This window comes from Atlantibacter sp. RC6, assembly GCF_014193285.1.
In the GTDB taxonomy this organism is placed as follows: domain Bacteria; phylum Pseudomonadota; class Gammaproteobacteria; order Enterobacterales; family Enterobacteriaceae; genus Atlantibacter.
In genome coordinates, this window is sequence record NZ_JACHZE010000007.1 from 192416 (window position 1) to 213684 (window position 21269).

Below are 21269 nucleotides of genomic sequence, written 5' to 3' on the forward strand. Positions count from 1 at the left end.
CTGGCCGGGAGCCTGGGGTGTCGGGGACGCGGCGGCGAGCGTCCCTGACTCGTTCGCCTACGCCGGTATCTCATAAATGTACACAGTATGAGCGAACGAAACATCCCAACCTACACCCCAGCACAAACCATCATTGAGGCCACAACCACGCTGCCCCCCGCACCCCACTCGAATCCCCGTGCTTCGCCTTCAATATCGGCGTCTCGCACTCCCCGCCAAACACCCACGGCTTAATCAACTGCGGTACCGTCTGATACAGCCGATCCACATTGCTCATCCCGCCTCCCAACACAATCACATCGGGATCGAGAATATTCACCACGTGCGCCAGCGATTTGGCGAGCCGCATTTCATACCGGCTGAGCGCCAGCTCCGCCACCGGGTCCTGTTGCTCCACCAGCCGGATAATCTCGCTGCCTTTGTGGGGATGCCCGCTGAGCCGCCGGTAATCGGTCGCGAACCCGGTGCCGGAAATAAAGGTCTCGATACACCCCTGCTTGCCGCAATAGCACGGCACTTCTTCGCGATAGCGCAACTCGTCGGCGTCCATCCACGGCAATGGATTGTGGCCCCACTCCCCCGCCGTGCCGTTGCCGCCAATATGGCTGCGGCCACCCAGCGCAATCCCGGACCCGCAGCCGGTGCCGATAATCACCGCAAATACCGTTTGCGCCCCGGCTGCCGCGCCATCCACCGCCTCAGACACCGCCAGGCAGTTGGCGTCATTCGCCAGGCGAACCTCTCGCCCCAGCCGGGCGCTGAGATCTTTATCGAACGGCTTGCCGTTAAGCCATGTGGAGTTGGCATTCTTGACCACGCCGGTATAGGGCGAAATCGATCCGGGAATGCCCATCCCTACGGTGCCGCGCTCGCCGGTGGCCTCTTCCGCCAGCCGCACCAGCTCGGCAATGGTCTCAATCGTTTGCGCGTAATCGTCACGCGGCGTGGGCAGCCGGTGACGATACAATTGCTGGCCGTCGTCAGACAGCGCGATCACTTCGGTTTTAGTACCACCTAAATCAATCCCAATACGCACAAGAAGCCCCTTATTTACGCAGTTCAGAGTGACGGTTGCGGGCCTTTCTCTCAAAGGCCATGAAACTGAGCGGCGGTTTCGTTATCATGCCCGCTGCGTTTAACTACCAGACCGTGGAAAATATCATGCTGTGGTTCAAAAATTTAATGGTTTATCGCGTCAGCCGCGACATCTCGCTGCGAGCCGAAGAGATGGAAAAACAGCTGGCGGCGTTTTCCTTTACCCCCTGTGGCAGCCAGGATATGGCGAAAACCGGTTGGGTGCCACCGATGGGCTCACAGAGTGATGCGCTGACGCACACTGCGAACGGTCAAATTGTTATCTGTGCCCGCAAAGAGGAGAAAATCCTGCCTGCGCCCGTGATCAAACAGGCGCTGGAAGCGAAGATCGCCAAACTGGAAGCGGACCAGGGGCGCAAGCTGAAAAAGACCGAAAAAGATTCGCTGAAAGATGAAGTATTGCACTCCTTATTGCCGCGCGCCTTCAGCCGTTTTAACCAGACCATGATGTGGATCGATACCGTAAACGGATTGATTATGGTTGACTGCGCCAGCGCCAAAAAGGCGGAAGATACCCTGGCGCTGCTGCGTAAAAGCCTGGGCTCGCTACCGGTAGTGCCGCTGACCCTGGAGACGCCGCCGGAACTGACCCTGACCGAATGGGTGCGCAGCGGCAGCGCCGCACAGGGCTTCCAGTTGATGGACGAAGCCGAACTCAAAGCGATGCTGGAAGATGGCGGCGTGATCCGCTGTAAAAAGCAGGAACTGGTGAGTGATGAAATCGCCGTGCATATCGAGGCGGGCAAAGTGGTCACTAAACTGGCGCTCGACTGGCAGCAGCGCATTCAGTTTATGATGTGTGAAGACGGTTCGATTAAGCGCCTGAAGTTTGCCGACGAGCTGCGCGATCAGAATGAGGATATCGACCGTGAAGACGTGGCCCAACGTTTTGATGCCGATTTTATTCTGATGACGGGCGAACTGGCGGCCCTGATTAGCAGCCTGGTGGAAGGGTTGGGCGGCGAAGCCCAACGCTGACAGCATTCACCCTCGCAAAGAGGGTGAAGGTATTACAAATAGCGGCATAAATAAGAAGTGGGTTCCGCCACTTGCAGGTGGAACTCGCTGTGGCCAGGCACATGAAAGACGTCGCCCGGCCCGTAAGTTTTCCACTCAACCTCCCCAGGCAACAGCACGTTTAACGCGCCGCTGACGACCGTCATCTCTTCAGGCTGAGCGGTGCCGAAAGTATATTCCCCTTCCGCCATCACCCCGACACTGGCACGGCCAGTGCTGCTACTGGTAAAACCGATGGATTTCACTTTACCGGAGAAATATTCATTACTTTGAAGCATGGACAGGCCCTTTTAGAAATGGTCGAAAAACCAATATACCCGAATTCATATAACTTGCAGCTTTAACAATGACGGGTATTTCAGGCAAGCCCAGCGCGTATCACAGAATTGAGTTATACCAGCAGTTCGGAGGCCAGATGGGCCACCAGCACGTTGGACAGCAGCACCGGCACATCCAGCGCCTGCTGCAACAAATCGCGGTGTTTCTGGTGATACCCCAGGCAATCCAGCATCAGCACATCGGCCCCCTGGTCGATTAACGTGCGTCCAGCTTCCACCAGCTCTTGTTCGGTGTCGAAAACCGGGTTCGCCAACGCATACAGCGGCGGGTTTTCCAGCAGCGCCCACTTCTCTGCCTGGGTGGGCAGCAGCTCCGGGATCGGCACAATCACGCCGACCTGATGACCATCAACAATCGATGCCACCAGCGGCGGAATGATGCGCTGCGGCTCCAGTAAGATTGAATTGTGGGCGCGAAGTTTGGTAAAGCGGTAAGTGCTCATCAACAAAATAACGTCATAGCCCTGGCCATCCAGCACCTCAATGGCGCTTTGCAGCGCTTGCTCGGTTTTCTTATGCGACACTTCAACCACTTCTTTATTACTTAACAGCGTCAGCATCGGCTCGTGCCCGGGTTCTACGCCATACTCCTGTAACGCTTCTTCCTTGCTTAGCGATCCCATAAGACTGATATGCTTTATTTGCTCCTCAGGAACCTGCCCCGCCAGTAACGGTAAAATTGCGCCGACGGGGACAACGCCAATGGTGAGTATCGCTAACGTAGGATTCATGTTCATTCCGCCTGTCTAATCTCTTGCTTTTTTACTGCACTGCTTACTGCGCCATGCGGTTATCGGGGAGAAATTAACCATATAGCCTGGCAGCTTCTGGCAATCTTGCCGCGCATTTTCTTCTCGTCGCAGCCGCTATCAGAGTAAGGGTTTAATAGTAACGGGAATTTAACGGTTTCGCTGATTGTAAATTCGGAATTTGTCGAGGCGAAGAGAGCGAGGAAGGGAGAGCCAGCCGCTCTCCCCTGTGAATGGCGTCACGTTTTTTCGGGGTCTTCATAGCGCCGCTTCGCATCCAGTGCTTCGGCTTCCGTTTCATGTTCGCTAATCAATGCGTCAGGTTTCGGATGGTCCGCACGCAGTTGATACCAGGTCACCGTCTGCCCTGGGGTGCCTTTCTCAATCGTAACAATGCGTGCTTCTCGGGGATACGGGGGTCTGGATGCCATAACACTTCCTTATCAATGGATTCGAAGTATTAAGTATAGACAACCGCTAGCTCGCGCGAGCTAAACGCAGCACTTCCAGAATACGCGCAATAATAAGGTCAACCGGCAGGCTGGCGTCGATAACATGATGCGCCGCCGCCTGGTACAACGCTTCACGCTGGGCCAGCACGTCCTCAATTTCTTCGACCATGGGTTTGCCGGTCAGTGTGGGCCGCTGATCTTCTTCCGGTGACGCCATCAGGCGTTCGGCCAGGGTTTCAGCCGGAACCTGCAGGTAGATCACCGCGCCGTGATTGCGCATAAAAGCCCGGTTGGCGTCAGCCAGCACCATACCGCCGCCGGTAGCCACCACGGTGGCGGGCTGGGTCACCGCCTGCAACGCCTGGCTTTCCCTGGCGCGAAATCCCGGCCATCCCTCCTGTTCCACAATTTCCGCCACCGTCGCGCCACTTTGTTCTAACAGCCAGCGGTCGGTATCGACAAAATGAAACCCCAGCGATGCCGCTAAACCCTGACCCACGGTTGTTTTGCCACATCCGCGCGGCCCGACCAGAAAAAGGGGTTGAGTCATGAAAGGAGTGTCCTCAGCATCTCAGCCGTTGAGATGGCGTTATTAGCGTTAAGAATAGTAATCATACCAGCAAGCTAGTACACAAGATAGGTGTAAAAATATAGTTACAAAAATGAAATATAGAAATTTTTTCCGCTGCCAGGCCGTATGGAATCAGGCTGATGCATGTAAACAATTTCTACCACTGAAAGGTGCGCCCACCTTACTTGAAACTGACTATCAATTACAACCCCTGATGCGCAATCTGGATCCTCCTTTTATCAACCGGATCTGTTTTGCAGATTTATCCCGTAACGCGATCGAGGGAATAAATCAGGATTATAGTTATTACAGATGCATAATGACGGAGATATGAATCATGCAATCCGAAGAACAACGCCTGATCGATGGACTCTTTAGCCGTCTGCAACAGGCGGAAAGCCAGAGCGCGCCGCGCGACGCTGAAGCCGAGGCGCGTATTGTCAGCCATCTCCAGCAACAGCCGCAAGCGCCCTATTACATGGCGCAGACTATCCTGATCCAGGAAGCCGCCATCAAACAGCTCAACCAGCGTCTGCAAGCGCTGGAAGGGCAACTGGCGCAGCGCGAACATGAAGCGGCGCAAAAACAGAGTAGCGGCGGTTTTCTGGCCGGACTGTTCGGCGGCGGCGACCATACGCCTGCGCGTCCGGTCGACAAACCGATACCGGGCGCTGACCAGTACGGCCGCGCTGCGCCGGGCCAGTACAATGCGCCACCGGCAAGCGCGCAGGGCTACGGCGCACCACGAGGCCAGGGTTTTATGGGCGGCGCGTTACAAACAGCGGTCGGCGTGGCGGGCGGCGTGATTATGGCCAATATGCTGACCAGCATGTTCAGCCACAGCCAACCGGAAGAGATCGTGAATATCATTGACGATCCGACCCAGCCGACGGATAGCGGCGCGATCAACGCGGTGGAAGATTATAACCAGTCTGATGACAGCCAGTTCCTGAATCAGGACGCCGGTCTGCCGCAGGACAACGTCAATGACTACGCCACCAATGACGATGCGGATTTTGGAGCCGATGACGATTTCGGCAACGATTTCGGCGGCGACGACGATAGCTGGACTTAAGCGTTACGGGCGCGGGCCAGCAGCCATTTATCCAACTCGGCGGCGAACTGCTGCCGGTCGCGCGGGCTGAGCGTAGACGGCCCGCCGGTCTGTACACCGCTGGCGCGCAGCGTTTCCATAAAATCACGCATGGTTAAGCGCTCGCGAATCGTCGCCTCGGTATAGCGTTCACCGCGCGGGTTCAACGCATGCGCGCCTTTGGCAATGACTTCCGCCGCCAGCGGGATATCCGCTGTAATGACCAAATCGCCCGGCTGGCAGTGGCGCACGATTTCATTATCCGCCACATCAAAACCCGCTTCCACCCGCCAGGCCCGGACAAATTTCGAGGGCGGCACGCGCAGATTCTGGTTGGCCACCATCGTTACCATGACCTGGCAGCGATCTGCCGCGCGCCACAACACTTCTTTAATCACGTTCGGACACGCATCGGCATCTACCCATATCGACATTCTGACTCCAGATCCGCCTGCGGCGTGATAATAAAAACGCGGATTCTACCCGCTTTGCGAAAAGTATGGCGATTTTTAACGGTTGCAGAAAGCCGCCGCGATAGCGAAAACCGTAAAAGGCGCGTTAAGCTAGGGGCGTGCACAACGAAAAATAACCATGATGGAGGGATAAGATGGATAAGAAGATCGGTTTTATTGGCTGCGGAAATATGGGAAAAGCCATTCTCGGCGGGCTGATCGCCAGCGGCGACGTACCCGCCAGCAATATCTGGGTCTATACCCCTTCAGCCGATAATGTCGCCGCGTTGCAGCACGAATATGGTATCAACGGTGCGCAGAGCGCCCAGGAGGTCGCTCAGGCGGCGGATATCGTGTTCGGCGCGGTGAAGCCCAATATCATGCTAAAAGTGATGGGCGACATCGCCTCCAGCCTGAATAAGGATTCGCTGGTGGTATCCATCGCCGCCGGGATCACGCTCGATCAGCTCGCCGTGGCGCTGGGCCACGATCGTAAAATTATCCGCGCTATGCCTAACACGCCGTCGCTGGTGAACGCCGGGATGACCTCGATCACCGCCAACGCGCTGGTGTCACCGGAGGAGACCGACGCGGTGCTGACCATGTTCAGAAGCTTCGGCCAGGCGGAAAACGTGCCGGAATATATGATCCACTCGGTGGTGGGGGTCAGCGGTTCTGCGCCGGCTTATGTGTTTATGTTTATCGAAGCCATGGCGGATGCCGCCGTGCTGGGCGGCATGCCCCGCGCCCAGGCCTATAAGTTCGCCGCCCAGGCGGTGATGGGCTCCGCCAAAATGGTGCTGGAAACCGGCAAACATCCGGGCGAGCTTAAGGATATGGTGTGCTCACCGGGCGGTACCACCATTGAGGCGGTAAAAGTACTGGAAGAGAAAGGCCTGCGCGCGGCGGTCATGGGAGCCATGGCGCAATGCATGGCCAAATCCGAGGCGCTGAGCAAGGGTTAATGCGCCACGTCAGATGGGCGCGCGTTGGCGCTCATCTGACCGTATGCACTTCGGTTCGGTTACGCCCGGCCTTCTTTGCTTTATACAGCGCCATGTCAGCGGCTTTCAGCCACTCCTGATAATCCTTCATATGGTAATTGAATGGCGCGATGCCGACGCTGATCTGCACGTTTAGCGATGCGGCATTATCAATACTCAGGTTCTGCAAACGCTCGTGGACGCGATCCATAGCGGCGACGGCGCTTTCCGGGGACGTGCCGCTCATGATCACCGCAAACTCATCCCCGCCGAACCGGCCAATCACATCGCTCACCCGCAGCGTAAGCTGTAAATATTGAGTGACGGCAATAATTGCTTTATCGCCGACATCATGCCCGTAAGTGTCGTTAATTTGCTTAAAGTGGTCGATGTCAATCAGCAGCAGCGTGGAGGCGCGGCGATAGCGCAGCGCGTTTTCATACTCAATGCTCAACAACTGCTCCCAGTGGCGACGGTTATAGACGCCGGTCATCCCGTCGCGGGTGCTGATCTGCTGCAACCGCCGCTTATGCTCCGCCAGATTGACCGCCGTGCGATAGCAAACGAAGCTGAACAGCGCGGGATAAATGATCAAAGTCGGTAAACTGAGGAAAAACTGTAGCGGCGTAGTGGTGACGTTAAGGGGCGCATCGATAAACGGCACGGACATCAACGCCGTCATCATCTGCAACATCAGCCCGGCGGCAAAAAAGCGCACGCCGAATGCGCCGATATTGTTCATATTAACCATCATCGAGAGCAGCAAACAGGGCAGCGCATTGCCGCCCATGATGGCGATCCCGATGCCCGCCATCAGGGTATCGATAATTAAGTTACGCCGCTCCGCCGTCATCGGATCCGACGAACGTTCAGCGATTTGCAACGCCAGGTGCGGCCAGACGAAGGCATACATCACCAGCGCCAACCACCACCATCCCGGCAACGCCTGGTCCACCAGCACGCCAGCAAACATGATGAAGTTGCAAAAATGGCCTACGGTACGCGGCAGCCAGATACGACGCGCAAACCGTAAACCGCTGCGGTATTTATCGTCATTAAGAGGTTTTTCGCGCGCCGAAATATCCCAGAGACGCCACTTGTTGAAGGTCTGTTCATCATTCATTGGTATAGGAGATTTACTGGACAAATTTCCCAGAGTATAGAAACGGGTCTACGGCGCGGAGTATGAAATTTAGGGTGAGACTTAAATCAAACTCACCCTAATGGATGATTAGCTGGCCTTTTTCAGACACTCACTCATAAAGGTTTTGCGGGCATCGCCAGTAAGAGATTTATTTCCCGCCTCGGTATTGCAGCTTTTCATTTTCTGCTGCTGAGGCGTCAAACTTTTATCGCCTGGCGCAGAGTGGCTGTTCTTCAGGCAATTGCTCATATAGGATTTTCGCGCGTCGCCTTTCAGATCCTGTGATGTGGCCTGCTGGTTACAGGTGGTCATGCGCTGCTGTTGCGGCGTGAGCGTTCTTTCGGCGGCATGGACTGGAGAGCTGCTTAACATTCCAGCCAGAAGCGTAAAAAGTAATGTTGATTTCATAGCACCATCCCAATTGAAATAAGGCGTTTTAAGCCTGGCCTGGCGCAGCAGAAAAACCACTGGCGCATCTCAGGATTGCCAGCGGGATAACATTAATTTTTGTGTCTTTTTTTACACACCAATACCCTAAGGCGTGTCGAAATAACGCTGATTGCGCGCTTATTACCCAATCAGGCTATTTCCAGGCAGGGCTAAAATGCCGGGTAATTACCGAAACGGTAATATCCTTAAGCATATTTAATATAAATGAAGAAATGCACCATGAGAGTCGAGAAATAAAATACCTTGTTATTTATTTCCCGATTGTCTCATAGCATGACGGTAATAAAGAGATCGGCACAGCGAATAATTTCGCTTAAGACTCAAAAATAACAGATACCTAATCCTGAACCTCAGGTTCGGGGATGTTTCAGGAGCTTTTTCAGGTACTGCTGTAGGAGCTCCGAATCCTCTACAGAGACCTCAGACTTTACGCGCGCACCATCCATTGCACCGTCGATGCTGTCAATAATTGCCTGTTGCTCACCAGGGTCCATTCGACGCAGCAGCGCCGTCACAACAATCTCCAACGCTTCAACCTGAGCCACTAACGCTTTTGACTCCTGCTCTTTATCAGCGAGGGTCACTAATAGTTCAGCAATTAAGTTCTTCATGAAGATTATCCCTTTAAAAAGTCAAATGACGTTAACATCCCCTCCCCATTTTTGATAGGGGGGAAAAGTAGTATTTTGCCGATTTTATCGTATTTATGTGAAACCGCGAATAATATATTCAGCGAAACGTTTCACTGAATATATAGTATTCCCTGCGGCGAATAAACGGTTTGCCAACGATAACGAATAAAAAATCACGCTGCAATGTATATGATATATCAGGACTTTGCTACCCGTCTTTTAGCCGCGGTGCGATTAAGTGCAACCGCAAGCTGGACGATATTTATCAGTACAACCAGCGCTGTTGCGACAAATACCCAGCGAAACCCGGCAGCGGCGCTGACGCCCGCGCCCATCAACGGCCCCACGACGTTGCCCAGATACATAAACGACTGGTTGTACCCAAAAATACGGCCGGTGATTTGGTCGCTGGAATATTTCAATAACAGCGTTTGCACCGCTGGCAGCATGGCGCCGTCGGCGAAACCCAGCAGGAAACGCAGGATGCCCAGTTGCACCGGGTTGGTGACAAACGACATGGCGAAAAACAGCACCACAGCGACAATCAGCGTCGCCATCAGGATGCGCGCCGTGCCAATGCGATCGCCCAGTTTCCCGAGGCGCGGCGCGCTCATTAACGCCGAAACGCCGGGCACCGCAGCAATCAGGCCACTTAAAAACGCAATGTTATTACTGCCCGGCGCGAGCGACTGGATAAACAGCGCCAGGATCGGCCCCACCGAGCCGTTGCATAACTGGATCACCAGGGTGGTGACGAACAGGCTCACAATCAGGCCCGGATAGGGTAATGACGCGAACACCGCTTTGCCGCTCAGCCGCTGATCTTTGGTGACCACGGTGCGTACACCTTCTTTAATAAACAACAGCGTCACGACAAAACTGACCATCAGTAAACCGGCGGTAATTAAAAATACCCAGTGCAACCCCACCCAGTCCGCCAGAAAACCGCCCATCAGCGGCCCGGCGATCACACCGCTGATTTGCGCGGTAGAGAGCGTGCTCAGCGCCCATCCACTGCGCTCGCGCGGCACCTGGGATGCCACCAGCGCCATGGCGTTAGGAATATAGCCTGACGTCAGGCCCATCAGCGCGCGCAGGAAAAACAGTTGCCAGACGTTGGTGGCAAATGCCTGCAACAGGATCGCCACTGCCATCCCTAGCGACGCGCGTAGCAGCATCAGCTTGCGGCCTTTGCGGTCCGCCAGGCTGCCCCACATCGGCGATACGATGGCGGAAACCAGAAACGTAACGCTAAAGGTCAACCCCGACCACATCGACAGCGCTTCGTGGGACGTGACGCCAAGCTGCGCCACGTACAGCGGCAAAAACGGCAAGATCTGACTGATAGCCAGCCCGGTAAAAAAGCAGCCGAACCAGACGGAGATAAGATTAACTTTCCAGGATTCCATGACGCGCGTTTTCAATAAGATGTGAAGATTTTATGGCAGGGTAGCAAGAGTCGGCCTGCGACTTCTTGCGATCCATGCGCCAGGATGAAATTCAGTGATTTATCACACAAAAGCGCTTAACCGTGATACGCATCACGAAATAACCGCCAGCTAACCGGGGAATCTGCTTTAACGGCAGATCCCGAACCCGCGCATACCTAAATGGAAATGATCGGCATGGGCGGCGTTGTAGTTGGGCCCGAGGGAATTGCCATAAAACGCGCAACTGTGGCTGAACAGCTCGCGCATCACCTCGCCGCGCGGCCCGCTTTCATTCCAGCCTTTGCGCACCGTGATTTGTTGGCCATTGGCGAAGCGAAAACCGCTGATGTCCAGCGCATCCGCCGTGGCGTGTTCACTGCGCCGCGCCTGCTCACGGTTGTAGATATTGCGGCAGGCGAAGCTGCCAAGATGATCGATACGCCGCAGCGGGCTGCCCATGATCTGCTGCGCCGTCGGCACCGCGCGTTGTTGAACGTACATCGCCGAACTCAGCGCCAGCGGACAACTGGCCAGAAAGCTGCTGCTGAGCTGCACCTCGCCAAAGCGCGTGACGCGCACCGGGGAATCCAGCGGGCAGTTGCCGGTGGTGCTGGCTTGCTCCCGAAACTGGATCATTCCCTGCTCGCTGGCTTGTCTGAGCACCGCCATACAGGCCGCCGGGTCGTTAGCTAACTGACGCAGCTTATAGCGGGTCACCACGGTGGGCGGGTCGCTGGGGGAGAGCGGCGCGAAGGGGTTGTACTGCGGCGGCAGGTATTCATACAACCCCCACCCCGCCAGCGCAGTGAGTAAAAATCCGGTAATCATTCCGCCCGTCGTCGCCATCCACGCCCTCCGCTCCTGTGAACTACCAGTATAGCGGCTGACATCTCTACCTCCCTTACGATTGAGCATGAATAGCCGAATTGAGCGTGCTATGTTGTGTGCTTTGGTTTTTATGAGATGGACAGAGAAATGGCAAAACTGCGGGTAGGGATTGTGTTCGGCGGCAAATCATCTGAACACGAAGTATCACTTCAGTCAGCGAAAAATATCGTCGACGCCATTGATAAAGAGAAGTTTGACGTGGTGCTGATGGGCATTGATAAACAGGGCGAGTGGCACATCAATGACGCCAGCGAATACCTGATTAACGCCAACGATCCCGCGCATATTGCTCTTAACCGTTCCGAGAAAACCCTGGCGTTAATACCCGGCCAGGCCACCCAGCAGCTAATCGAAACCCACAGCCATGACACGCTGCCGCAGGTGGATGTGATTTTCCCTATCGTTCACGGCACGCTGGGTGAAGACGGCTGCCTGCAAGGGTTACTGCGCGTTGCGAACCTGCCGTTTGTCGGCTCTGGCGTACTGGGCTCCGCTGTCAGTATGGATAAGGATGTTGCCAAGCGCCTTTTGCGTGACGCCGGTCTGGCGGTTGCGCCGTTTGTCACCCTCACCCGCGCCAACCGCTCGCAGTATGACTTTGAGTATGTTGTAACTAAGCTGGGCGCCCCTCTGTTTGTGAAACCTGCTAATCAGGGTTCCTCAGTTGGCGTAAGCAAAGTCACCAACGAAGCGGAATATCGGGCAGCGGTCGATCTGGCGTTTGAATTCGATCATAAAGTGGTGGTGGAAACCGGGATCAAAGGACGTGAGATCGAATGCGCCGTGCTGGGCAACGATCATCCCGAAGCCAGTACCTGCGGTGAGATCGTCGTCAACAGTGCATTCTACTCTTACGACACCAAATACATTGACGGCAACGCCGCCCGGGTGGAAGTGCCTGCGGCGATCCCGGCGGACATCAACGACAAAATTCGCGCCATTGCGCTCCAGGCGTACCAGACGCTGGAGTGCAGCGGCATGGCGCGGGTGGATGTGTTCCTGACGCCGGATAACGAGGTGATTATCAATGAGATCAATACCCTACCCGGCTTCACCAATATCAGCATGTATCCGAAGCTGTGGCAGGCCAGCGGCATCAGCTATCAGCAACTGATTACCCGGCTGATTGAGCTGGCGCTGGAGCGCCATGCCCGGGATAGCGCCCTGAAGAGCACTATCACGCTGTAATCGTTACTCTTGCGCGGCGTCCGACTCTTCCGGACGCCGACGGATCACCAGCCCCGCCAGCCAGAAGCTGATCACCCAGGTTACCAGCCCCACCGCATAGGTTTGCCAGCCTTTGGCTTCAAAACCCAGCAGACCGACAACCCCGTTCATAATAAAAATCAGGCCGATAGCGACGGCGTAGTAATGCCAGTCGCGGCGAATTTTTGCGGGCAGATTCATGGTGGCTCCAGAGAAGAAAAACGGCATCATCGCACATCGCTTTCAGGCTGTCTGCGGCACGGCACGCGCCTTTACACGCCGTGACAAATACGCCAAAAGCATGATGTTAATCGTCATTCACAAAAGTTACAAAAATGTGACTAAAGACAGACTTCTGACATCCAGGAGTAATCTGGACACGAATTTACCAGAAATCCGATATTGACATTTGCGATCAACTGTCAGACTCGCCTGTGAGTCATCAGGCGACATGCCTGGGTTTATGCGTTTCCGGGAGGTCATTATGGCAGAGTTTACTTTGTCGAAGTCCACCATCATCGCAGGGAAAAAGCGCGAGCCGTCGACCACGCTCGGCAACATCGCGTACGCGGTTTTTGTCCTGTTCTGCTTCTGGGTCGGATCGCAGATTCTGAACATGTTGGTGAATGCACCCGGTGTGTTTGAGCACTTGATGCAACTTGATGTGAAGGAGAACGGCCGACCGCACATCGAAATAGGAATGCTGGTCGGCACGATCTTTGGACTGGTGCCCTTTTTAGTGGGCTGCCTGATCGCGGCGGCGATTAGCCTGTGGCTGCGCTTTCAACAACGACGCTACTAACCTTACGATTTGTTCATGCAGCGAGCCCGACGATCGTCAACCCGCTTCGCAAACCACGCCGTGGTGAGATTGCGGGTGATTTTCGGGCTCTCAAGCTGAATGCCCGGCAGCATTTCACGCGCCAGCGGCTTACCGGTTTTCTTCTCAGCCATTTCATACACTTTCTTGTACAGCGCGGTTTCTTCGAAATCTAACGCATCGCCCTTCTTCAGCGCGCGATGGATCTCGCTGTCGCTCAGCCCGGTTTTCAGCTTACGCACCGCCAGCTCGGTGTTGCCCGGCTCGTCGCTATCGTAACGGATCAGGTCGCCATCCAGCGCCAGCTTCACGCCGCTGGCCTTGCTCACTGCGTACTGGAACGCGGCGTTGCGGCTGGCGTACCACCCGGCGTTAAAATCGGCGTAGCGGTACAGCGGCTGGGTATAATTCGCCGGATAGTTGAGCAGATGGTAAATCCCGAACCACAATCCGCCACGGCGGCTGAATACTTCCTGGCGTACCGTGCCGTCCATTTTCCACGGATAGCCGCGGGTATGGGCCTCGGCAAAAGCAATGCTGACCTGCATCGGGCCGCCGGTATGCACCGGGTTTAAATTGCCGAACAGCGTCTGGCCCATCGGGACCATGCCAATAAAATCATCGAAAATGGCGCTAAGCTGTTTTTCGGTGGTCACGTTATCCAGCCGCTGGCTATAGCTTTTGCCGTTGGGCGATTTAATCATCAGTGCGGTGCGTACCAAAAACATCGGCACATGCACCCGGTCGGCGCGCCGCTCTATCTCTTTCCAGGCGATTTTACTTAAGCCTGGCACCACCGGATCGGCCTGGTAATTAGCCTCCTGCTCGGCCACCGCCAGCACCGAACAAACGTTCTCTTCCGTTGGGGCGATTTTCTGGCTGTCGAATGCTGTGGCGATCTCCTTCGCCCAGCCGTCGCGGTCTTTCACGCTGGCGGGCATTTTACGCTTCACCGTTTGCGCCACGTCGACCGTGGGGCCGGAGGGTTTCTCCGGCGTGGGTTTACCAGCGCATCCCGCCAGCACCAGCAGTGCCAGCAGGCTTACGCGTTTTCCGTTTTGCAGTCGCATTCGCGCTCCGTGTGTGGATTAATTCGCTTCGGCCATCTCCTGCTGCGGCGTATCCAGCTCGCGCTCGAAACTGCGCAGACGCTTATAGATCGACATCAGTTCCACCAGCGTGGTCCAGGAGCTGATCAGATACTGGAACGCCCCGCGCACCTGGCCGAACACGTTGGTGATTTGGGTCATCAGGCCGAGGGTAATCGTACCCGCTACAATCGACGGAAACAGCAGGAACAAACCGAATACGTTATCCACCTGCAAATACAAAATGCGCGCGATGTTGAAATACATGTAGTGGAAGTACAGGCGGAAGTAGTTGCGACGCACCGCGCCAAACAGTTCACGCACCGTCGGCGGCGTCGCGCGGTTGGCGTCATCTTCGCCGTAAACCAGCTCTTTACGATAGGCGGCTTCCACACGCTGGTTTTTAAACTCCAGCCCCGGCAGTTTGATCCCCACCACCGCCAGCAATCCGGTACCCATCAGCGACCAGATGATCGCGGCGATCACCAGGCCATAGGGCACGTAACCGATAATCGGCAACTCTTTCACATGCGGGGAGAGCGCCACCAGCACCGGCAAAAAAGCAATCAGCGTCATGATGGCGTTAATAAAGCTGACGCCCATGCTTTCCAGCGTAGAAGCAAAACGCATCGTGTCTTCCTGCACACGCTGAGCGGCCCCTTCGATATGGCGCAGGCGCTGCCAGTGCGTCATATAGTATTCGTTCATTGCGGTGCGCCAGCGAAACACGTAGTGGCTGATAAAAAAGTTGTTCAGGACGCTGACCACCACCGCGATCAGGGCGATACCTAAAAATACGCCCACTTCGCGGTAGAACTGGTTGATAGAGACTTTATGCGGCGAGCTGAGCGCGGTCTGGATCAAATCGTAAAACGGGGCATACCAGGCGTTGACCGCCACACCCACTTCCACCAGAAACCAGGTGACGAAAATAATCAGCGCGGAGCCGAGAATCGACCAGTACTGCCAGCGATGCGGGCTGCGGATAAACCAGAACAGCGCGAACAGGCCCACGCAAAGGGCGTAATACGCGTAAAAAGTGAGATAGCTGAGTGACCAGAAGCGCGCGGCGCTAATCGGCACCTCTTTACTTGCGCCTGCCAGCCTGCCGGCCCACTCTGCGCCGCCTGCCTGCCAGAAAATTACGGCGATCATCGCCCAAATAAACGCCGACAAAAAAAAGGCGGTCGGCCTGGGAAAGAACGATTTAAACATCACTTCACTCCTGCTCATTCTTGTTGTTATCGCGATTGCTGCGCGTAACGTTTTTACATCCAGTCCAGGGTTGAATCACAACCCCAAAATTTGCCTCGGAGGCAGCGACAATCAGACACAGCGCGGCCTGGTTAGTTCCGGTTGGTTTCGGTAACAAACTGTTCCATTGCCGCAGTGTTGAGGGGGCCAACGTTAAAAACGTAGCGTACTCCCGGCTTTTTAACAGCTTGCACTGTGAGCCGCGGCAAAAAATGGGCCGCTGTAACCCGTGGTTACGTTTTTTCTCGCTACACTTCGTTAATCCGCCCATTGCCGGAGCGGCAACCGTAGTATAAATAGCTTTTATCGCCACTGACTGAATGGATTGCTTCGTTGAAACGTTGTCTGCTTACTTTCGCCGCACTGAGTGCCGTGCTGCTGCCTGCCGCAAGCCAGGCGCAAACTTCCCCCGATCCGGTCTTCGCGTCCGAAATCACTGACCGTTACGCTGAGCATATTTTTTATGGCAGCGGTGCGACGGGCATGGCGTTGGTGGTGATTGACGGCAACCAGCGGGTGTTCCGCAGTTTTGGCGAAACTCGCCCGGGCAATAATGTGCGCCCGCAGCTCGATTCCGTGGTGCGCGTAGCCTCGCTCACCAAACTGATGACCAGCGAAATGCTGGTGAAACTGCTCGATCAGGGAACGGTGAAACTCGACGATCCGCTAAGTAAATACGCGCCTCCCGGCGCGCGGGTGCCGACCTACCAGGGCAAACCGATTACGCTGGTGAACCTGGCGACCCATACCAGCGCCCTGCCCCGCGAACAGCCGGGCGGCGCGGCGCATCGCCCGGTGTTTGTCTGGCCGACCCGCGAGCAACGCTGGAACTGGCTCGCCACCGCGAATTTAAAAGCCGCGCCCGGCACCGTTGTCGCTTACTCCAATATCGCCTTCGATCTGCTGGCGGACGCGCTGTCCCGTGCGGCGGGCAAGCCGTATCCGCAGTTATTTGATGAGTACATCGCCCGCCCGCTTGGCATGAAAGACACCACCTTTACGCCCTCCCCCGATCAGTGCCGTCGCTTAATGGTGGCGGAAAAAGGCGCCAGCCCGTGCAACAACACCCTGGCGGCGATTGGCAGCGGCGGGATCTACTCCACCCCTGACGATATGATGCGCTGGATGCAGCAGTTCCTGGCCTCCGATTTCCATACCCGCACCAGCCAGGCGGACCGGATGCAGACGCTGATTTACCAGCGCAGCCAGTTCACCAAAGTGATCGGCATGGACGTACCGGGGCGCGCCGACGCGCTGGGCCTGGGTTGGGTGTACATGCAGCCGAAGAATGGCCGCCCGGGCATCATTCAGAAAACCGGCGGCGGCGGCGGGTTCATCACTTATATGGCGATGGTGCCGCAAAGCAACATTGGCGTTTTCGTGGTGGTGACCCGTTCACCGCTCACCCGCTTTGTGAATATGAGCGACGGGGTGAATAACCTGATAACCGAGCTGACCGGCAATAAGCCGGTGATGGTTACCGCGTCAGCGCAGGTGCCGGTGAGCGATGAGTAAACCCGGTGTCTGAAATAACAAACCCGGCGTGATGCCGGGTTTGTTATTTCAGGGTTGGGGTTCGCACAGACTCAGGGAGACTTGCTTTATCGTCTCTTTGAGCAAGGTTTCCCAGTCGTCAGGTGGATGCCCTGAAGCCAACATGGCACCGAAAACCTTATACGCATCTCGCTTATTGCCATAAGCGCGCTTCGTTTGCGAATCATTGACCCATGCAAGAATAATGATGCGTTCTCTCAGGCTATAGCGAAAGAACAAGCGATACTGGCCGAGAAACTTTGCCCGAAACCAGTGCCGGTAGCCCGCGCCTAATGTGTCACCCAGGCGATATTTTGCCTGGGTTGGGTCAGCAGAAATCTCTTTGCGGGCTTTGTTGATAGCCGCTAACAGCCTGGTGGCCGCTTTGTTTCGGTAGTCGTCAGGATAGTGATGCTTGAGCGCGGTTACCTCGTCCCGAAGCGCCTTAACCTGGGCAACAAAGCAGGGATGTTGATACACTTTCCATGGGGCCTCTGCCCGCATTCCATTCATTTTTATTTCTCATCAGCAAGCGGCGCATCGAGATCGACATCCACACCTTCTGTTAATGCCTCAACGTCATCCCAGAACGCTGTATCCAGCGCATGGATCTGCGACGGATTATGCTGGATATCGTTAGCGAGGAAACTCAGAAAACCTTCCATAACCGGATCGTCTTCGGGATTCGTTTGCTTGCGCGTCATCAGCACCTGCCCGTCAGCCAAGACGGCGTATTCGATCTCTTCGCCAGGTTTTAAATTCATAGCATCTCTAACAGAAGCCGGAATGGTTGTCTGGCTGCGTGCGGTTAATTTCGAGGAAGCTCGCAGCGTGACGCCTGCCATGATTACGTTATTCATTTATCCCTCCCGTTGAACGGTGTACTCACCCAATGTAATGCAATTGCATTGCCAATGCAATTGCATTGCTTTGATTACGCCCAGATTCGTGAAACAAAATTTCGTCACATCGGGTAAACTGGCGGCCTCTTTGACTCACATAAGATAGCTACCATGTCTGATTTCTCCCTGATTTCTCGCCCGCGCCGTCTGCGTCAATCGCCCGCGCTGCGCGCTATGTTCGAAGAGACAACCCTGACCTTAAACGATCTGGTGTTGCCCATCTTTGTTGAAGAAGAGATCGATGATTACAAAGCCATTACCGCCATGCCTGGCGTGATGCGCATTCCGGAAAAATACCTGGCCCGCGAGATCGAACGCTTTGCCAAGGCCGGGATCCGCTCGGTGATGACGTTCGGCATTTCTCATCACACCGACGCCACCGGCAGCGATGCCTGGAATGAAAATGGCCTGGTGGCGCGGATGTCGCGCATCTGCAAAGACGCGGTGCCGGAAATGATCGTCATGTCCGATACCTGTTTCTGCGAATACACCTCCCACGGCCACTGCGGCGTATTGTGCGATCACGGCGTGGATAACGACGCGACCCTGGCGAACCTCGGCAAGCAGGCGGTGGTCGCCGCCGCTGCGGGCGCGGATTTTATCGCCCCCTCCGCCGCAATGGACGGCCAGGTGAAAGCCATCCGCCAGGCGCTGGACGCTGCGGGCTTCACCGATACCGCCATTTTTTCTTACTCGACGAAATTTGCCTCGTCGTTCTACGGCCCGTTCCGAGAAGCCGCAGGCACCGCGCTGAAGGGCGACCGTAAAACCTATCAGATGAACCCGCTGAACCGCCGCGAAGCGATCCGTGAATCACTGATTGACGAAGCGGAAGGCGCGGACGCCCTGATGGTGAAACCGGCCGGCGCGTATCTGGACGTGCTGCGCGATATCCGCGAGCGCACCACCCTGCCGCTGGGCGCCTACCAGGTGAGCGGTGAATACGCGATGATCAAATTCGCCGCCCAAGCGGGCGCGATTGATGAAGAGAAAGTGACCCTCGAAAGCCTGGGCGCGATTAAGCGCGCGGGCGCAGATCTGATCTTCAGCTACTTCGCCCTCGATCTGGCCGAGAAGAAGATCCTGTAATCCTCCGCACGGGAGCGGGCGTTTTTGAACACAGTCTCCTGTGTATATCAGGCGGCAGAAAAATAAAAACCCCGATTCCGACGGGAATCAGGGTTCTTTATCACAACCGGTTTCCCGGGTGTTTACTTATGCCGCTGGCTGAGCAACCGGTTTTGCCGCCGCTTTGTGGGCTGCCTGTTTGTGGTGTTTTTTAGCCGCCTGGGCTTTCTGCGCAGCCGGTTCAGAGGCCGGTTTCACCTCCGCTTTTTTGTGGTGCTTTTTCGCCGCCTGGGCTTTCTGTTCTACTTTAGCGTGTTTTTTCTTATGGGTAGTTTGGGTGGTAGGTGCTTTCGCCGGCGCGGCAGTGGCGGTAGCCGGGGCTGCGGTGGTATCAGCAGCGAATGCCGCAGCAGACAGGCCCATGGTGGCAGCAACAACCAGCGCTAATACTTTTTTCATTTTGTAACCCTCAAGTAGTGTGTGATTCAGCCCCTGTGGGCCGTTGAGTTCACTATAGTGATGTGAGGGACGGCCTTCCGTGAGTGATTGGTATCGGCACGTAACCAAATGTACAAGCGGCAAACCCGGCGCTTTCGCGAGCCGGGTTTGGCGTGTAAAAAAGCGTGCTTTTTACAGGATGACGGGCATCCACAGCAGCCCGGTGGCAATCAGCAGCACTAAAAACAGCCCGCCGAAGATCGCCCCGTAGCGCCAGTAGTCTGATGTAGGTAAGTACCCGCTACCATAGTAAATCGGGCTTGGCCCGGTGGCGTATGGCGTCAAAATACTGCCGAGGCCGATAGCGGCGCCAATCATCAAACAGAACACCGGCAGCGGGATGGCAGGCATTGCCACGGCGGCGGCAATCATCATCGGGGCCAACGCGGAAGTATAGGCAGTGGCGCTGGCGAAGAAGTAACGCAGCCCGTAAAACACGGCTATCAATACCACCATTACCAGCCCAGGTGAGTACCCACTCATCCCCTTCGCCAGCAGTTGGCCAAACCAGGCGATAAAGCCGGTATTGTTCAGCCCGGTCGCCAGGGCAATCAGCGACGCCAGCCAGAAAAATACGCTCCACGCTGCTTTATTGGTGATGATGTCATCCCAGCTGATAATTTTAGTGACCAGCATCAGAGCGACCACGCCATATCCCACCATCGCGGCGTCAATATAATCCCCGGCGAAAATCCACAGCAGCAGCGCACAGACCATAAAGCCCAACATCCGTTTTTCGCGACAGCACAGCGGCCCCATGGCGCGCAACTCTTCTGCGGCCCATTTCGGCACCTGATCGCCGGATTTAATGGTCGGTGGATACAATACGTAAGCCAGCCACGGCGTGAGCAGCACCAGCACAATGCTCAACGGTAGCATGCCGGTAAACCACTGCCCCCAGCTCAGCGCCGCGCCGCTGGCGCTTTTCATCAGGCCAATCAGCAGCAGGTTAGGCGCCATCGCGGTGAGGAAAATGGCGCTGGTGACGCAGTTCGCCATAATCCCCATCCACATGATGTACGACCCGACGCTGCGCGCGCTGGCGCTGCCGGGCTGCGAGTGATACAGCGGCGGCAGGTTACGGATAATCGGGTAAATAATGCCTGCGCCACGCGCCGAGTTCGAAGGCGTCACCGGCGCAAGCAGCAGCTCCGAAAACATCACCGCATAGCCCAGAAACAAGGTTTTGTGGCCCATCTTCTGCACCAGCATCAGAGCGATGCGCCGCCCGAGGCCGGTTTTCTCATAGCCGGTGCCGAACATAAACGCAGCGAAAATCAGCCAGATCACCGAATTGGAAAACCCGGAGACCGCCCAGTTGAGCGCTTTGGCGGTGAATTTAAACCCCGGTTCCGCCAGTTGCGCCGGGCTGAACAGCAGCCAGGGCGATAAAATCGCGATGATTGAAATGCCGAGCATCGCCACCACCGCTCCCGGAACGGGTTCCAGGATCAGGCCGACGATCACCCCCATAAACACGGCGAAATAGAGCCAGCTGTGCAGCTCGAGACCCGCCGGGGCGGGAATAAGGGCAAGAATGAGAATAACAGCGAGCGGCGCCAGATAGCGCCAGTAATTGCGCAATGTAGCCATGATAACGTCCTGT

25 protein-coding genes are annotated in these 21269 nt (G+C 55.8%); 7 read left to right on the forward strand and 18 right to left on the reverse strand.

The features are described from left to right. Window positions 1-130: 130 nt before the first annotated feature. Window positions 131-1036 carry a fructokinase gene (mak, locus tag FHW74_RS16400; protein ID WP_183171443.1) on the reverse strand — a complete coding sequence of 302 codons (906 nt, stop codon included), beginning with the start codon at window positions 1034-1036 and terminating at the stop codon, window positions 131-133. Between the two features lie 125 nt (window positions 1037-1161). Here mak and rdgC point away from each other — a divergent pair, with 125 nt between their 5' ends. Next, window positions 1162-2073 carry a recombination-associated protein RdgC gene (gene rdgC / locus FHW74_RS16405; RefSeq protein ID WP_183171481.1) on the forward strand — a complete coding sequence of 304 codons (912 nt, stop codon included), beginning with the start codon at window positions 1162-1164 and terminating at the stop codon, window positions 2071-2073. Window positions 2074-2105: 32 nt separating this feature from the next. Here rdgC and ppnP read toward each other — a convergent pair whose 3' ends face one another. From ppnP to aroL, 4 genes are all read right to left on the reverse strand, one after another. Continuing rightward, window positions 2106-2390 (reverse strand): pyrimidine/purine nucleoside phosphorylase, encoded by a 285-nt coding sequence (gene ppnP / locus FHW74_RS16410; RefSeq protein ID WP_183171444.1) that lies wholly within the window; start codon window positions 2388-2390, stop codon window positions 2106-2108. A gap of 113 nt (window positions 2391-2503) precedes the next feature. Next, window positions 2504-3181, reverse strand: a complete 678-nt coding sequence (locus FHW74_RS16415) for an AroM family protein (RefSeq protein ID WP_183171445.1) — start codon at window positions 3179-3181, stop codon at window positions 2504-2506. Between the two features lie 257 nt (window positions 3182-3438). After that, window positions 3439-3630 (reverse strand): protein YaiA, encoded by a 192-nt coding sequence (gene yaiA, locus FHW74_RS16420; protein WP_125295537.1) that lies wholly within the window; start codon window positions 3628-3630, stop codon window positions 3439-3441. Window positions 3631-3676: 46 nt separating this feature from the next. After that, on the reverse strand, window positions 3677-4201 hold the full coding sequence (aroL, locus tag FHW74_RS16425) for a shikimate kinase AroL (protein WP_183171446.1): 525 nt from the start codon (window positions 4199-4201) through the stop codon (window positions 3677-3679). Between the two features lie 358 nt (window positions 4202-4559). Between aroL and FHW74_RS16430 the strand changes: the two genes are divergently transcribed. Continuing rightward, window positions 4560-5297 (forward strand): DUF2076 domain-containing protein, encoded by a 738-nt coding sequence (locus tag FHW74_RS16430; RefSeq protein WP_183171447.1) that lies wholly within the window; start codon window positions 4560-4562, stop codon window positions 5295-5297. Here the strand turns inward: FHW74_RS16430 and FHW74_RS16435 are convergent. Continuing rightward, entirely contained in the window at window positions 5294-5749 is a 456-nt protein-coding gene (locus FHW74_RS16435) for a YaiI/YqxD family protein (protein ID WP_125295540.1), read from the reverse strand. The genes FHW74_RS16430 and FHW74_RS16435 overlap by 4 nt on opposite strands. A gap of 173 nt (window positions 5750-5922) precedes the next feature. On the opposite strand from FHW74_RS16435, the gene proC reads away from it, so the two are divergent. Next, window positions 5923-6732 (forward strand): pyrroline-5-carboxylate reductase, encoded by an 810-nt coding sequence (proC, locus tag FHW74_RS16440; protein ID WP_183171448.1) that lies wholly within the window; start codon window positions 5923-5925, stop codon window positions 6730-6732. 31 nt (window positions 6733-6763) lie between these two features. Here proC and adrA read toward each other — a convergent pair whose 3' ends face one another. The 5 genes from adrA to FHW74_RS16465 all read right to left on the reverse strand — a co-directional run bounded on the left by adrA (window position 6764) and on the right by FHW74_RS16465 (window position 11252). After that, window positions 6764-7873, reverse strand: a complete 1110-nt coding sequence (gene adrA, locus FHW74_RS16445) for a diguanylate cyclase AdrA (protein WP_183171449.1) — start codon at window positions 7871-7873, stop codon at window positions 6764-6766. Between the two features lie 108 nt (window positions 7874-7981). Then, window positions 7982-8302: a phosphate starvation-inducible protein PsiF gene (gene psiF / locus FHW74_RS16450; protein ID WP_183171482.1), complete on the reverse strand. Its 321-nt coding sequence runs from the start codon at window positions 8300-8302 to the stop codon at window positions 7982-7984. Window positions 8303-8694: 392 nt separating this feature from the next. Next, on the reverse strand, window positions 8695-8955 hold the full coding sequence (gene iraP / locus FHW74_RS16455) for an anti-adapter protein IraP (protein WP_183171450.1): 261 nt from the start codon (window positions 8953-8955) through the stop codon (window positions 8695-8697). Window positions 8956-9173: 218 nt separating this feature from the next. Continuing rightward, window positions 9174-10385, reverse strand: a complete 1212-nt coding sequence (locus tag FHW74_RS16460) for a multidrug efflux MFS transporter (RefSeq protein ID WP_183171451.1) — start codon at window positions 10383-10385, stop codon at window positions 9174-9176. Window positions 10386-10553: 168 nt separating this feature from the next. Next, window positions 10554-11252, reverse strand: a complete 699-nt coding sequence (locus FHW74_RS16465; RefSeq protein WP_183171452.1) for an extensin family protein — start codon at window positions 11250-11252, stop codon at window positions 10554-10556. 129 nt (window positions 11253-11381) lie between these two features. Between FHW74_RS16465 and ddlA the strand changes: the two genes are divergently transcribed. Continuing rightward, window positions 11382-12482: a D-alanine--D-alanine ligase gene (gene ddlA, locus FHW74_RS16470; RefSeq protein ID WP_183171453.1), complete on the forward strand. Its 1101-nt coding sequence runs from the start codon at window positions 11382-11384 to the stop codon at window positions 12480-12482. 3 nt (window positions 12483-12485) lie between these two features. On the opposite strand, the gene FHW74_RS16475 is transcribed toward ddlA, so the two are convergent. Further along, window positions 12486-12701, reverse strand: a complete 216-nt coding sequence (locus tag FHW74_RS16475) for a DUF2754 domain-containing protein (protein ID WP_125295548.1) — start codon at window positions 12699-12701, stop codon at window positions 12486-12488. Between the two features lie 283 nt (window positions 12702-12984). Here FHW74_RS16475 and FHW74_RS16480 point away from each other — a divergent pair, with 283 nt between their 5' ends. After that, the gene (locus tag FHW74_RS16480) at window positions 12985-13302 is read left to right on the forward strand and encodes a DUF2755 family protein (protein ID WP_125295549.1); all 318 of its coding nucleotides are present in this window, start codon (window positions 12985-12987) and stop codon (window positions 13300-13302) included. A gap of 2 nt (window positions 13303-13304) precedes the next feature. Here the strand turns inward: FHW74_RS16480 and FHW74_RS16485 are convergent, their stop codons facing one another. Continuing rightward, window positions 13305-14390, reverse strand: coding sequence for a DUF1615 domain-containing protein (locus FHW74_RS16485; RefSeq protein ID WP_183171454.1), 1086 nt, complete (start codon window positions 14388-14390; stop codon window positions 13305-13307). Between the two features lie 18 nt (window positions 14391-14408). After that, window positions 14409-15623, reverse strand: coding sequence for a peptide antibiotic transporter SbmA (sbmA, locus tag FHW74_RS16490; protein WP_183171455.1), 1215 nt, complete (start codon window positions 15621-15623; stop codon window positions 14409-14411). A 372-nt stretch (window positions 15624-15995) separates the two neighbouring features. On the opposite strand from sbmA, the gene ampH reads away from it, so the two are divergent. Further along, complete coding sequence (ampH, locus tag FHW74_RS16495) at window positions 15996-17177, forward strand: D-alanyl-D-alanine-carboxypeptidase/endopeptidase AmpH (RefSeq protein ID WP_183171456.1); 1182 nt, start codon at window positions 15996-15998, stop codon at window positions 17175-17177. A gap of 48 nt (window positions 17178-17225) precedes the next feature. Here the strand turns inward: ampH and FHW74_RS16500 are convergent, their stop codons facing one another. Next, complete coding sequence (locus tag FHW74_RS16500; protein WP_255459930.1) at window positions 17226-17699, reverse strand: type II toxin-antitoxin system YhaV family toxin; 474 nt, start codon at window positions 17697-17699, stop codon at window positions 17226-17228. Window positions 17700-17710: 11 nt separating this feature from the next. Next, complete coding sequence (locus FHW74_RS16505) at window positions 17711-18055, reverse strand: type II toxin-antitoxin system PrlF family antitoxin (RefSeq protein ID WP_183171458.1); 345 nt, start codon at window positions 18053-18055, stop codon at window positions 17711-17713. A 153-nt stretch (window positions 18056-18208) separates the two neighbouring features. On the opposite strand from FHW74_RS16505, the gene hemB reads away from it, so the two are divergent. Continuing rightward, a complete protein-coding gene (gene hemB / locus FHW74_RS16510) occupies window positions 18209-19186 on the forward strand; it encodes a porphobilinogen synthase (protein WP_183171459.1) in 978 nt (325 codons plus the stop codon). Window positions 19187-19312: 126 nt separating this feature from the next. Here the strand turns inward: hemB and asr are convergent, their stop codons facing one another. Together asr and FHW74_RS16520 are read right to left on the reverse strand one after the other, a co-directional pair. Then, the gene (gene asr, locus FHW74_RS16515; protein WP_183171460.1) at window positions 19313-19624 is read right to left on the reverse strand and encodes an acid resistance repetitive basic protein Asr; all 312 of its coding nucleotides are present in this window, start codon (window positions 19622-19624) and stop codon (window positions 19313-19315) included. A 171-nt stretch (window positions 19625-19795) separates the two neighbouring features. Continuing rightward, a complete protein-coding gene (locus FHW74_RS16520) occupies window positions 19796-21256 on the reverse strand; it encodes an anion permease (protein WP_183171461.1) in 1461 nt (486 codons plus the stop codon). Window positions 21257-21269: the final 13 nt, after the last annotated feature.

What these genes read in the sequence shown, in the direction of transcription:
- rdgC (WP_183171481.1), top strand. Translation starts at nt 1,162, where the DNA reads ATGCTGTGGTTCAAAAATTTAATGGTTTATCGCGTCAGCCGCGACATC.
- ppnP (WP_183171444.1), bottom strand. Translation starts at nt 2,390, where the DNA reads ATGCTTCAAAGTAATGAATATTTCTCCGGTAAAGTGAAATCCATCGGT.
- FHW74_RS16415 (WP_183171445.1), bottom strand. Translation starts at nt 3,181, where the DNA reads ATGAATCCTACGTTAGCGATACTCACCATTGGCGTTGTCCCCGTCGGC.
- yaiA (WP_125295537.1), bottom strand. Translation starts at nt 3,630, where the DNA reads ATGGCATCCAGACCCCCGTATCCCCGAGAAGCACGCATTGTTACGATT.
- aroL (WP_183171446.1), bottom strand. Translation starts at nt 4,201, where the DNA reads ATGACTCAACCCCTTTTTCTGGTCGGGCCGCGCGGATGTGGCAAAACA.
- FHW74_RS16430 (WP_183171447.1), top strand. Translation starts at nt 4,560, where the DNA reads ATGCAATCCGAAGAACAACGCCTGATCGATGGACTCTTTAGCCGTCTG.
- FHW74_RS16435 (WP_125295540.1), bottom strand. Translation starts at nt 5,749, where the DNA reads ATGTCGATATGGGTAGATGCCGATGCGTGTCCGAACGTGATTAAAGAA.
- proC (WP_183171448.1), top strand. Translation starts at nt 5,923, where the DNA reads ATGGATAAGAAGATCGGTTTTATTGGCTGCGGAAATATGGGAAAAGCC.
- adrA (WP_183171449.1), bottom strand. Translation starts at nt 7,873, where the DNA reads ATGAATGATGAACAGACCTTCAACAAGTGGCGTCTCTGGGATATTTCG.
- psiF (WP_183171482.1), bottom strand. Translation starts at nt 8,302, where the DNA reads ATGAAATCAACATTACTTTTTACGCTTCTGGCTGGAATGTTAAGCAGC.
- iraP (WP_183171450.1), bottom strand. Translation starts at nt 8,955, where the DNA reads ATGAAGAACTTAATTGCTGAACTATTAGTGACCCTCGCTGATAAAGAG.
- FHW74_RS16460 (WP_183171451.1), bottom strand. Translation starts at nt 10,385, where the DNA reads ATGGAATCCTGGAAAGTTAATCTTATCTCCGTCTGGTTCGGCTGCTTT.
- FHW74_RS16465 (WP_183171452.1), bottom strand. Translation starts at nt 11,252, where the DNA reads ATGGCGACGACGGGCGGAATGATTACCGGATTTTTACTCACTGCGCTG.
- ddlA (WP_183171453.1), top strand. Translation starts at nt 11,382, where the DNA reads ATGGCAAAACTGCGGGTAGGGATTGTGTTCGGCGGCAAATCATCTGAA.
- FHW74_RS16475 (WP_125295548.1), bottom strand. Translation starts at nt 12,701, where the DNA reads ATGAATCTGCCCGCAAAAATTCGCCGCGACTGGCATTACTACGCCGTC.
- FHW74_RS16480 (WP_125295549.1), top strand. Translation starts at nt 12,985, where the DNA reads ATGGCAGAGTTTACTTTGTCGAAGTCCACCATCATCGCAGGGAAAAAG.
- FHW74_RS16485 (WP_183171454.1), bottom strand. Translation starts at nt 14,390, where the DNA reads ATGCGACTGCAAAACGGAAAACGCGTAAGCCTGCTGGCACTGCTGGTG.
- sbmA (WP_183171455.1), bottom strand. Translation starts at nt 15,623, where the DNA reads ATGTTTAAATCGTTCTTTCCCAGGCCGACCGCCTTTTTTTTGTCGGCG.
- FHW74_RS16500 (WP_255459930.1), bottom strand. Translation starts at nt 17,699, where the DNA reads ATGCGGGCAGAGGCCCCATGGAAAGTGTATCAACATCCCTGCTTTGTT.
- FHW74_RS16505 (WP_183171458.1), bottom strand. Translation starts at nt 18,055, where the DNA reads ATGAATAACGTAATCATGGCAGGCGTCACGCTGCGAGCTTCCTCGAAA.
- hemB (WP_183171459.1), top strand. Translation starts at nt 18,209, where the DNA reads ATGTCTGATTTCTCCCTGATTTCTCGCCCGCGCCGTCTGCGTCAATCG.
- asr (WP_183171460.1), bottom strand. Translation starts at nt 19,624, where the DNA reads ATGAAAAAAGTATTAGCGCTGGTTGTTGCTGCCACCATGGGCCTGTCT.
- FHW74_RS16520 (WP_183171461.1), bottom strand. Translation starts at nt 21,256, where the DNA reads ATGGCTACATTGCGCAATTACTGGCGCTATCTGGCGCCGCTCGCTGTT.